We start from the raw sequence: 12,312 nt of genomic DNA, 5'->3' as shown, positions 1-12,312 counted from the left end.
GGTCAATTCTGATTCTTAGGATGTCACGGTCGATGATTGATGCTCGGGCAGGGTCAATTCTGATTCTTAGGATGTCACGGTCGATGATTGATGCTCGGGCAGGGTCGATTCTGATTCTTAGGGTGTCACTGTCGATGAAAGATGCTCGGGCAGGGTGGAATCATATTCTTGGGATGTCACGGTCGATGATTGATGCTCGGGCAGGGTCGATTCCGATTCTTAGGGTGTCACGGTCAATGATTAACTCTCGGGCAGGGTCTTTTCTAAATTGCCATGCGCCAGCGACCTCTCCCTTGGCGGGAGCCTTTTTTTTAGCTCCCCCTTTATAATACTACTATACGGAGGGTGGTACACCACCACTAATATATGACGAAAGGCTGAATTTTCGTGTGAATTTTCGTTGTCACCAGTCACTTTTTCGTCTTTTTGATACCACCCCATGTATATGTAGGAGATATGTCCACCACACTCATAAAATCCTCATTTTCAAATTCCCTACATATATTGAGGGGGGTGTCAGACATCTCATTTATTAGCAGGTGCTAATGTTTTGGTGGTTCAATTTTAGTCGAATTTTGATACCACCATTGATATATGTAGGGACAGTGATGCCAAATTCTGAAATGAACTGTCGTTTCATGGTGGTTGATTAGCAGTGATGATCAGAACTAGATTACTTTCGTTAAGGCGCGTCATTGAAAATAAGGATTAACAATACCGCTCAAAATGTGTATGTCGGTTGATGGACGTTCTTTTGAGTAACGATTTTCGATTTCTGGCTAATTGCTTTCAAGAACGCGCAAATCTTCCCATACAATTCCCAATCCCACCAAAATAGAAACGATGTTATGCAATTTTTTTCAATTGTTTCTACAAATGTCATTTCTTAACCGATTTATTACGGTGTTTATCAATATTTCCCAAGCATCTCGATTTTCCTCATACGCAATACGATTTTATTCGATTCATGCACGATATTTTTCAACAGCTAACAATAAACATGAAAAATACCCTCACTAATTGCTAAACCATCATCAATTTTTGTGTATCACTAGGTTTGACATCAAGACAAATGATCGGAGTGATTGATTATGAACAAACAACTGGAAGTTGCAGCGATAGATGTAGGCTTTGGAACCACCTGCGTTGCATCTGAAATAACAGGCGATCACTGTTATTACCATTGCTTCCCATCAAGAGCTGTAAAGGTGAATCCTACAGAGCTGAAGCGACTGGAATCGTTTGGCACAACTCAGCGAAATACGGTTTTAGTGAACATTGACGGAAGTAGTTATGAAGTGGGGCCGGGAGTTTTGTCAAAAGCAGCTGACGCCAACGAAAGACTTCTTAATAAACGTTACATCTCAAGTCCGGCTTACAAGGCGCTGTTTATCGGTGGCTTAAGTCTATTAAAAACGGATTGCATTGACTTGCTGGTGGCTGGTCTTCCATTAAACCAACTTGATCGTAAAGATGAACTACTCAATTTTATGATTGGTGAACATCATGTGGATGGGCGAGTGATCCGAGTAAAACAGGCACATGTATTGCCGCAGCCACTTGGCGCACTTACTTATCATGCAAAGTCTGAAGCAAAGAAAATGAACTGCGGGATTATGGAGGCGCTTGGGAACCGAGCGAGAGTTACTGTTGACCCAGGTTATGGAACAACCGACTTCTTGACTTCAACGGGGCTTACAATCGACGAAGAACGTACAAAGGCATTCGAACTAGGTCAGGGGAAAATTCTCAGAAGCCTGAGCACCTATCTGTCTGAGGTTTTGGGTACGTCCATCGGGACCGAATTGGTAGACAAGGCATTCAACACGAAAAAGCTCGAAATATTTGCTGAAACGTATGACTTCCCTGTCGCTGATGGTGTCTTTGATTGCTTGCCGCTGATTGACAGTTTGTGCAATGAAGCAGTCGATTTACTTACAAACATGCTTGGTGAAGCATCAGACATACAAGAGTTTATTGTGTCTGGTGGTCCAGCTCCCGATTTCGCGAGAGCGCTAGAACGTGCATTTCCGAGACATACTGTGAAGTTAGTCGAGAAACATGAAGTTGCTGTATGCCTTGGTTTTGCTGAGTTAGCTAGACAAATCGCGGGTGTTAATTCAAACAAGGTTGCGTAGCTTATGAGTAATAGTATCGATGTTAACCTGTCGACTTGGGTGGAAAGGGGAGCTATCGAGATCCCAGATAGTCCCAAGTTTAAGCGCATCATGTTGCGACGAATACTAAACAAAGGCGCAGTGATTAAGCGATTGCACGAGTCGAACTGGGAAAAGATATCATCACAAGTTGAGCTTACGATGCCGTTCAACGGCGAGAAGGTTAATGAGCGATTTAGAATATCTAAACGTGATTTCCCAGTTTTGTTAAGCGAATTGAATCATTGTGAAAACCGAAGTTGGTTACTCCCAATTCTTTTCCAATTGGGGCTGTTATATCACCAATCCGGTGAAGCAATTATTAATCGATTTTTGGGTAACGTGAACACCAACAACGAACACGGTTCTTCCCAAAATTCTCCACAGATACCTGAAGCTAAATCACCACAGACAGACCCAGCAGATTTGGTATCTACGGAACTGGTTGATAACTTGACTTCAAGCGGATTAATCAGTTGATTTTGACATAGTACATTTGCAATAAGTCAAGGATTAATATTGCGAATGTGTATGTTTTTTTGTAATCATTGTTGTGATTTTATACATTTATGCAATAATCCAAGAGTTCACTAAAACAAATTGCGTATTATGGAATTCGTAATTTCGTATAAATGAACACAACGTCAATACTGTAAACGCAACCTAACAACGCTCGTGGTGAGCTTAGTAAGGTGTTTGAAAGGTCAATGTTGGGATCGTTCAAACCGCGTAAAAGCATGGAAGATTTACTTATGAAACGTCTAGGCCACATGGCAGCCGTGCGTGCAATTTCCGCTCGCATATTGTCAGCTGCACACCAATCTGTTTTAACTAACAGAGAATGCTCCGCTCAAATTAACTTTCTGACTAACATCGACGTAGATCGATTTATAAGTATCGAGCCCGATACTCTAGAGAAGTTTGTAGAGATGCAGCACCATATCTTTACCCTTGCCCCATTACGTTCTGGCTGCACTAAACAAACAGGTTTATCGGTTCTCAATACCGCAATTGAAACAGGCCAGTTTGAAAATTATCGAACACGATTGAACGCTTATCTCAATGTCACTTCTGAATCTACACCTTCTACCGATGAGATGAGTTTTCAGTGCCAATCACTAATTCTCGCAATGCACAACCTCGCTCAAACAGATCCGCATTCTGCGATGATTGAGCTAATGGCAACTCAACAAGAAATCACTAAGTTTGCTAGTTTTGAGTTGTTTCAAATTGTCAGGTTCACATCTGCCGGTATCAATCCTTTCGTATTTCACGAAGGTACTGAAGCTGAGATGTTGAATGCCTTAGAGACTCATGAATTTCAAAGTCACAATGTCGGCGTAGAACGCATTCGTATGCGTACCTTGACCGATATGATCTAAATTCAGTCTGTTCACAATTTGAAAGGATAGTCATATGTCCGAGATACAATTATCCACAGCGTCTCAAATGGCGCTGAAATTGGAGACGCGAGCACTCGATCTTGTACGCTTTGGTGCAAACGCAGCCACAATTAAAGACCTTTTAGGTTCAGTGCCTAAGTCTGCTCAACATGAGCTTGGCCGAATGCAGACAGACTTTAAAAAATCAAGAATGGGTAAAGATGCGAGCTTTCTTCATCAAGTACCGGAAGCGTTTCCCATCTCGAATAAGCTTTGGGCTTATTATTCAATCCTCTCCAATGACCCATCAGTGAAATTGCCGCTTCAAGACAATATCGACAAGATGCTTGATGCTTATGCAAGAGTATTTGATGAATCGAGTGAAGACATACGTGCTTACGTGAATTTCAATCGATTTGTTCAACTCCTTCATCGTATCGGTGACGGTACGATCCACATTTTCAAATGTGAGTGTGGGACAAAATATATTGGCCACACTGAAAGACCTGGTACTGGTTGTGCTCATTGTCGTGCAGAAAGAGCGAGAAATCGTCGTAAAGCCAAAGCCGCTGAGGTATAGATTATGAAATCGAACTATCTAGGCTTATCGATGTTATGCGCCCTTGCATTTGCAGCTACCGCGACGGCAGATGCAAATTTCGTCAATGATAAAAGTGCCGCTCAAGGTTGGCACTTTTATGGGGAGCCTGAACCAGAAGAACCCAAAAAGCCCGTGCCTCCACCAGTCCCTATTGCCCCTCCAAGTACAGCAAAATCTGGTCCTGAACCTATGTCGACGAAATGGATTCGAGCGAACTTTATGGAGTTTGTTGGTGAAGCAATTAATGACCCTAGTCCGGAGAACATCCAACGAGCCCGATACATGCAACGTGTGATTATGGACAAGGCGACTGCTTTTAGGGAAGCGTGGATGCAAGATGTCATCAACAACCCTCTTCTTGATGAAACACAAGCAAGGCCAACATCGAGTTTTGCTCTTAATGCTAAGAATGAAGCTAAGAATCGTGCAGAACAGGAAGTGGTTCAAGAAGTAGCAAAACAAGCGGGGTTATGGTTCTTTTTTGAGAGCACTTGTGATTACTGTAAACGCCAAGCACCAATTGTCCAACGCCTCATGAGCAAATATGGCTTTAATGTAAATGCGATCAGCATCGATTTAGCGCCAATGGAAAATGGTATGTTTCCTGAGTATCAACCGGATACCAAGCAGAAGTATAAAGAGCTAGGCGTTCAAAGAGTGCCTGCTTTGTTTTTAGTCGGTAATTCCGGTGAGTTCGTAGCGCCCATTTCACAAGGCATTGTGACTGAAAGTGAAATAGTCAGATTGGTTCTTATTCAGGCAAAGACGGCCAATGTGATTTCAGAAGAACAATTTAACGACGCGTCGGCAGTTGAGTCACTACAGCAAATTACACGATTTGAAGATATTGATGAAGAAAGAGCCTTAACAGACGCAAACTATCTAGTTGAAATCTTAGAATCGAACCTCAAGGCACAGCAAGGTTACTAACTTTATCGCGGTTAATTGGAGCCTGTTCATTAGTTAATGAGCAGGCTTTTTTATATCAGTTGCACGTTAATTACCGAAAAAAGGCTCCTTATTTGAATTTTTTGCACTGGCGTTAAGTAACACTAATCCTAGTTCTCTATCAGGATATGGTCATGAAGCTTATACCAGTGGTTCTACTGACATTCAGTACATTAGTGATGGCTAACGAGTCACAAAAGCCCGTGATTACGTCATCAAACACTACCAACTCCCATCAATCGACGACTCGACAAATAGTAGAAATGCCCGATTACGAGCGGCTATTTGGCGCTATTACGTCGAATAAAGGCGACATCAACGCGTTGAAAGTCAGCCTACTTAATTTCTATTCAAGCTTGCTCCCAGTTTTGCGTTATGAAGCTCTCGTTCTTGAGGTCCCTGAAGCTTTGACCGCTTATAGCTCTGCAGAGTCAGCAAGCTACGAACTCGCCAAGCTTCACCTTATTGACCCTCAAACTCTAGAACCAAGTGAATATCAGTTTTATGAGCGAGTAGTGGTTGAAGACAGCTACGAAATTGCGAAGGAGTTGGTACTTAATGTGTTGCCGTTTATCCCTTCGCCTGAATCAGACCAACAGAAAAGTTTGACAAAGAATGTCAATGCACAAGCGCAGGAGGCAATCAATTATGAAACGTATTAGGTCTTTTATCGTTGCCGCCTCGCTGACATGCTCTATGAATGTGTTGGCCAACCCAATGCAAGACGTCTTCAATGGGTACTCGACAGGTCATGGTATTGTCGACTACGAAACCAGTAATAAAAACGCCATCGCACTCGGTTCTTTTTCATACCGTGTTAAGAGTCATGATCCAAATATCGTGAACTTTCAAGTTCCGTCGATGAAAGCCGGATGTAACGGAATCGACCTTAATCTGGGTTCATTTTCAATGATCAAAGATTTAACAGGGATGCTCCAAAACTCAATGAGACAAATTGCAGCGGGTAGTGCGTCGTATGCCTTCAACCTAGCTTTAGATGCTCTGTGTCCGACGTGTGCTGCAAACATCAAAGCCTTGAAAAAAGCGATGGATGAATGGAACAAATTTTTCAAGAACTCATGTGAAGCGGGTCAGGCATTAATGGCCAACGCGGTCGGCCCATATGAACAATCAATCCGAGATGCTTTAGCAATCGGTCAAGCCGCAAACTCAACTGGTGTTGCGACAGATTCAGCTGATTGGTTTCAAAACATAGCCCCAGGCACTTCATTGCTTGAGCTCTCCCAAAAAGTTCAGAATGGTGAGGAATTACTGACAGGTAACCTGCTAATTAACGGCATGAGAACATCAAAAATGAATGTTGGTGCCGCTGACTTCTTCCCTAGATTTTCGGAAACCGTCATGTCACTAGTTGGGACCGAGATCCGAGATGTTGCTGATAACACTGACCCTGACCGCCAAGGTGTCGAAACCTCTTCAATTGCGACAACTCCGGTTCCTGCGACATTGACTCTGCTAGATATCGCCTTTGGTGGCTTTGATACTCAAGAACAAGTGACAAGGCTCAAGTGTAATGACGGTAACCCAGATACTGTGGCCAGCTCTAAATGTCTCGATGTTACTCAGGAAACGATTGATTGGAGGCCGTTGAACAAACAGTTCTTAGAAGCGTTGGACGGAACGACAGACGGGACCGCAGGCGTATTAGAGGTCTATCGAACAGGTGCTCGCGGTGCGAATGATTTTGGTCCTACTCAAAAAGCAGTGATACAGGGTGGCGGTATGGATGTATATGGCTACATAGCTTTACTCGCGACCAAATACAGAAAAAGTTCAGAGGTCCAAGGTTACTACGAGGCAATTGCTAATGAATACGCGTACAACTTTGCGATGCAATTTTTCACATCTGCTCGTGCGTATTTGGATGCGGTTGCAATCGCGGCTAAAGCCGACAGCGATGCTAATGCCCAAGCCTACATAAAAGAAGCAAGAGAAATGTTGAACATACAGATGGACATTGTGGACCGCCACTATGAACAACAAGACTCTAAGAACCGTTTGCATATGTTAGTCGAGAAGAGTATGGAGAACTAAGTCATGGAATTTCTGATATATACCATTGGTAATTTTGATTGGGCTAGACAAGTTTTCCTTGGCTTGTCGATGGCGTTCGATCCATCAGCAGGTGATTTTGGACAGCCTAACTACTTGTTCGGTCTTGGATTAGTTCTTTCCTTCTTCGTTGCAGCCTTCAAACAATTCTTTGAAAAGGGTCAGATTGGTGGTGAATTCTTAGGAACAGTGTGCAAGGGCTATCTTATCTGGATGCTGTGTTTCTACCCGAGAGTCGACATTGTAGTCGAACATGCTGGTACGGGTGATTCAGCGTATTTTACTGACATTCCTATTGGTTTGGCTATCGGTGGAGCTGTAACGACTCAAGTACCTATCGCGTTTATCGATATTTTGAGTGACATCTTTGTGATGCCCCAGAACTCAGGCACACACTTAGACGCACTTAGAACGCTGGTGGCTATCGAAGGGTCTGTAAATAGTCCGAATATTCGTACTATTGGGCATGCAGATAGTGATTTCATACGCAGCATAGACAGTTACATGAATGGCTGTTTGTTCAAAGACATGGAAGTTGGTGGAGCCTATCAAGAGGCGAAGGTTGGCAATGTATTGACGAATGTCGATGCTTGGGCCGCGATGGAGGTCAGCTCAACGATTTGGTACATCGACATGTATCTTGAAGGGCAACCGTCATTCATGTCGTGTAAAGACTCTTACACTGCACTGAGCGCATACATTGATAATGACCAATCGAAATTAGCAGACGGACTCGATGAGTTAAATGAAGCGAAAGGCATATCAGCGACACAAGTAAGCTCTGCACTTCAGCAGTTGGGCTCTGCATCAATGGACAGCTACACATTTCAAATGAATAACTTCCTTGATTATCACGTCAAAAAGAACGCTATGGGGTTAGATGCTAGTCATTCTGCACGAGGCCAACTTGTTGACGCTATGGAATATCAAGCGAAACAACAGCGTCTTTTCACTATGGCAGGTGACAGAAACTTGTGGCTTGAAATGGCCCCTGCCACCATCTCATTTTTTGAAGCGTTCGTGTGGTTTGCTGCACCACTTATGTCCTTCTTTATCATCTTTGGTGAAGGGGGCTTTAAGATCGCCGCGTCATACATGCGATTCTTAGTGTTAGTTGGATTGTATCCATTTGTGATGATTCTGATTAACTTCTATCTCGATTGGTCTATTCAAAATGCGTTGGAAACGTCGATCACTGAGCAAACAGCATACACCATAGGGGGATTGTCCAATTTCTATTCCGAAGCGCGAAGTTATATAGCGACCGCATCTTACATGACGACAATGGTTCCTATGTTGGCTTATATGCTTTTGAAAGGTGGCGAATACGCAACCGTGAGTATGGCTGGCAAGATCGGGGGAACCGCACATGTTAATCCTAGTGCTGTCGCACCAGATATTGCAGTTGGTGCCAAAAATGGTTCACTCAGAATGGGTAATCACAGTTGGACTATGGGTGATAACGGTGTGGTTCATTCAACAAATCAAATTCAAGATCAAAACATGCCAACACTCAGTGGTATGTCGAATATGACCAGTAACTTATCCCTTACATCAAGTATGGCAGAGTCGCGAGTTCAATCATCCCAAGCTTCACATCAACAGTCATGGGGCAAGCTTTCTCAGCTTATGACGCAGATTCAAAAAGGAAAAAGTGCGAACGGTAGTGATAGTCATCAATATTCTGAAAATGCTCAATTTGCATCGCAGGTGCGTGAAGGTTTACAGAAAAACACCAATCTAGATACTCAAGAAATTACTCAATTGATGGGTAAGTTAGTAATGGGTGGTGGTGGCTCGGGTAGCGGAAGTTTCGGTTGGGGAAGTGGAGAGGATTCAACACAGCAAAACTCTGAGAGTGCAAAGACGTCGACTCAAGCTTCTGACTCTACCCAATACAGTAATGGAAAAAATAATAAAACAATGTCGAATACGCAGGGGGGCTCTCAGGCTGCAGGACGACACGGACGTGGCCCCGTGACGAGAACTAGCCATATAGAAGATAAGGGCAATTCAAAAACAGAAAGAGTCCAAGTTACTGACACTAAGAGTAATGACAAGAGTTCCGGAAAAACAAACCGAGTGGGTTCAAGAAGCAAAAGTGATTTCTCGGTTGGTCTTGATGGCCGAGTTCAGGTTAACGCAGAAGGCGGGTTTAACCTTACGGAACGTGAGGCAGAGGCATTGCAGGCAAGCTTAGGTTACGTGACCAGTGAACAAGGCGGCACCAGTGCTCAATATACTAGTCAAGAAGCGATTCAAAAGGTTCATGGTCTTTCAAGAACGACAGGTTGGGGCGAAACGGGACAAAATGCTATTCAAGACCTGAAAAGTTATACAGCTGCGAAACAATTCCAAGAAACGACGCAACACGCATTGGGTGTTGCAAAAGGTTTGAATCAAAATTATTCAACCAATTTTACAAATGCGGCAAACAATAAGGAATTTAAAGAGTGGGTGGCTAATGGTTATAACACCGAAAGTGAGATGGCCAACATGAGCCCAGAGGAGCGTAGAGTCGTTGATGCCAATGCTCAGGCCCGAAACCTCCAAATACAACGTGATGCATCTAAATACTATCACGGAGATGTGGGTCGTGCTGCAGCAGTACTTTTCTCAAGTGAAATGGTTAATCAATATCAAGAAGTGGCGACCGCTAAAGACATGAATTCAATGAAATCGGGCTTGATGGATATCTCGCAGAAATTCAATGAAGCCGACTTCTTGATTGGTGACAAAGCACTTAATGATATGTCGAAAAACTTTGCCACGATGAGTAACAATTTAGGGTCTGTGAAAGATACCACCAGCAACTCAGCCGTAGCAGGCATTCCGGAAGAAATTCAAAGACACCAGCAAGGCTTTGAGAAAACACGAGATGAACGACTGGGTGAGGTTGGTACATTATTGACCACCAAAAATATCAAAGATGAGCACGGGGAAAATGTTGATAAGGCTCGCGCCAATGCATCAAAAGTTGCGCCTGAGAAAACAGATGAAATTAAGGCCATTGAAACTGCCACTGATACAGTTAATCCAACTCCAATTTCTCAAGAAGTTAAGAGTGCTGCGAAAGATGCTGGTGGATTGGTAAATGACGTTGCAGCGGGTCTAGTTTCTCAGTTTCACTCTGCGACAGCGCAACAGCTATCAGAGCCTGCCGCAGAAAACATGAAGCACTTAGAATCACCATTGAATAAAGGTGCTGATTTACTAACAAGACCACAAATTGCAACTAACCCAAGTGCTCGTGATTTTGGACTCACCACTAATTCCGAAGGTGTATATGGTGCCGCTGTGATCGCGTTAACCAGTGATGAGAACACGCTCAATAAAGATGGGCTACTCAGTGACACTGAAATCAAGCATCACAATAATGCGGTTGGGAATATAGAACAACTAAGAACGGAAATGTCTGAGGATGAGTCATTTGCCAAAGAAGTCGGTGGACTTGCATCGGGCAAATACACCATGGAAGCGTTAGAGGACTATAAACTGTTTATGGGTGGCTCTGAGGACGGGTTCAGAGACATTGATTACAACAACGTTGCTCATGTTGCCTCAACACTTGGTACATCCCTTACTGATGAGCAAGTTTCGAATCTATCAAATCAATCTGAGGTCAATAAGAATTACGATGTCGTAAATGGCAAATTGTTATCTAAACATTATCTGCAGATTGGAACAGAGGATGGGGCCGAACACCAGAAAGCTTACCACGCATCTAAAGATACACCGAATGAAGTGAAGTTGTCACAACTTGAAGCGACAGGTAAAGAGCAAAATGAAGCTGCAATTAAAGAGGGCCAATCTAACGGAACAACTCCATTAACGGGTGTTAATGACACCGTAGCGAACACAGCAATGCCGGGTTCTGTACCGTCAAATGAGCCGTCACCAGTACCAAGTTCAATGACAAAATTCGCTGAAACTGCAGCGCAAAGCTTGGCACTTATGGAGGCATCAGAGAACAGTGGTATGAGTGACGAACAGAAATCACAAATCTTTGACTCCATTGACAGTAATACGATTTCTGTAAAAGAAGGAGCTCAACTGTTCAATGCTGTAAGTTCAGGTGAAATGACCGCTAATCAGGCAATTACGTCGTTGCAAGAGAAAGAGGAGATGCTTGCTTCAACAGAAAATACCCAACCTGATGCGCAACCAACAGAGGCAAATAATTCAAAGGAAACAACGACACAACAAACCCAAGGCAATGATCAAACAGGTTTCTCCAAACTAGCTTCAATGGTTGTTAGCGCATTACCTAGTAGCCCATTACAGCCAGAGGACAGTAATAATCAGCATACCCAAGTGCAAAGCAATCAAGAGGTAGCTCCTGATAATAAATCAGCCGAAACGGTAGAGACGTCGAAGACCTCTGACACTGTATCTACGAACTCACGCCCTGAAAGTTCACAAGTGGCAAGCGCATCACCGCAGAAAGTGGCTGAGACAGTACCAGCTAACTCACGTACTGAAAGTTCAGTAGCAAAGTCGGGCAATGTAGAGTCAGCAACACAACTGGCGAGTGCTCCTACTCAAAAGGCAACTGATGCTGTTGCAAATACACAACGCCCTAATACTTCAGAGAAGGAGACGGGAACAAATCAGACCCAATTGGTGAATGCATCCACTGACTCCAATAACGGTAATCAAGGCACGGGAACTAGTGAGGACTCTCAAAATGATTACAAAATGGGGAATCAAACCAAACTAGCATCACTCAACGACACTGATTCAAGTTCGCCTTCTGTTACCGGAAGCGGTTCAATGGACCTAGCATTATTGGAGTCTTCACAGTTCAGTGGTATGGCTGATGGAGATAAAGAGATTGTGATGGAGGCTATTGCTAGTGGCCAACTTACTGCTGATGAAGGCATTGAAGTGTTCAATGCGGTTCAAAGTGGAGAAATTAACTCAGATGAAGCTATTCAGATAGCTAACGGGACAAAGGAATTGCCGAGCGCCCGTAATGAAATGTTGGCTTCTACTGGCTCTAGTCAGTCGAATAGTGACCTTACTGCGAGCTCAGATAATGACATGGGATCGGCGCTTACAGGTGCAGACAATGAGTTCATCTCTAAAGAAAGCGATGCACATTTAGCGTCAACGAGCTTTGAAGCGCCAGTATCTGGAGCCGAAGAGCAGC

General features: G+C 43.6%; 8 protein-coding genes. All 8 read left to right on the top strand.

The features are described from left to right. Nucleotides 1-1,091: 1,091 nt before the first annotated feature. Nucleotides 1,092-2,138: a ParM/StbA family protein gene (locus AB6E78_RS03465; RefSeq protein ID WP_136987111.1), complete on the top strand. Its 1,047-nt coding sequence runs from the start codon at nt 1,092-1,094 to the stop codon at nt 2,136-2,138. 3 nt (nt 2,139-2,141) lie between these two features. Continuing rightward, nucleotides 2,142-2,636, top strand: a complete 495-nt coding sequence (locus tag AB6E78_RS03460; protein ID WP_136987110.1) for a hypothetical protein — start codon at nt 2,142-2,144, stop codon at nt 2,634-2,636. 272 nt (nt 2,637-2,908) lie between these two features. After that, entirely contained in the window at nt 2,909-3,538 is a 630-nt protein-coding gene (locus AB6E78_RS03455; RefSeq protein WP_154723888.1) for a hypothetical protein, read from the top strand. Between the two features lie 34 nt (nt 3,539-3,572). Beyond that, on the top strand, nt 3,573-4,118 hold the full coding sequence (locus tag AB6E78_RS03450) for a hypothetical protein (protein ID WP_081231361.1): 546 nt from the start codon (nt 3,573-3,575) through the stop codon (nt 4,116-4,118). 3 nt (nt 4,119-4,121) lie between these two features. Beyond that, the gene (traF, locus tag AB6E78_RS03445; RefSeq protein WP_372050546.1) at nt 4,122-5,069 is read left to right on the top strand and encodes a conjugal transfer protein TraF; all 948 of its coding nucleotides are present in this window, start codon (nt 4,122-4,124) and stop codon (nt 5,067-5,069) included. Between the two features lie 152 nt (nt 5,070-5,221). Beyond that, entirely contained in the window at nt 5,222-5,749 is a 528-nt protein-coding gene (locus tag AB6E78_RS03440) for a hypothetical protein (RefSeq protein WP_136987106.1), read from the top strand. Next, nucleotides 5,736-7,142, top strand: coding sequence for a conjugal transfer protein TraH (locus tag AB6E78_RS03435; RefSeq protein WP_162299037.1), 1,407 nt, complete (start codon nt 5,736-5,738; stop codon nt 7,140-7,142). The genes AB6E78_RS03440 and AB6E78_RS03435 overlap by 14 nt, the downstream gene beginning before the upstream one ends. A gap of 3 nt (nt 7,143-7,145) precedes the next feature. After that, a partial coding sequence (locus AB6E78_RS03430) for a conjugal transfer protein TraG N-terminal domain-containing protein (protein ID WP_372133640.1) occupies nt 7,146-12,312 on the top strand: 5,167 nt, incomplete at its 3' end.

Source organism: Vibrio sp. 10N.247.310.98, from assembly GCF_041467395.1.
GTDB lineage: Bacteria > Pseudomonadota > Gammaproteobacteria > Enterobacterales > Vibrionaceae > Vibrio > Vibrio crassostreae_C.
Note: the sequence above shows the minus strand (reverse complement) of the source record. Positions and strands in the feature narration are given on the sequence as shown.

Coding starts and splice junctions, on each gene's coding strand:
- AB6E78_RS03465 (WP_136987111.1), top strand. CDS start 1,092: ATGAACAAACAACTGGAAGTTGCAGCGATAGATGTAGGCTTTGGAACC.
- AB6E78_RS03460 (WP_136987110.1), top strand. CDS start 2,142: ATGAGTAATAGTATCGATGTTAACCTGTCGACTTGGGTGGAAAGGGGA.
- AB6E78_RS03455 (WP_154723888.1), top strand. CDS start 2,909: ATGAAACGTCTAGGCCACATGGCAGCCGTGCGTGCAATTTCCGCTCGC.
- AB6E78_RS03450 (WP_081231361.1), top strand. CDS start 3,573: ATGTCCGAGATACAATTATCCACAGCGTCTCAAATGGCGCTGAAATTG.
- traF (WP_372050546.1), top strand. CDS start 4,122: ATGAAATCGAACTATCTAGGCTTATCGATGTTATGCGCCCTTGCATTT.
- AB6E78_RS03440 (WP_136987106.1), top strand. CDS start 5,222: ATGAAGCTTATACCAGTGGTTCTACTGACATTCAGTACATTAGTGATG.
- AB6E78_RS03435 (WP_162299037.1), top strand. CDS start 5,736: ATGAAACGTATTAGGTCTTTTATCGTTGCCGCCTCGCTGACATGCTCT.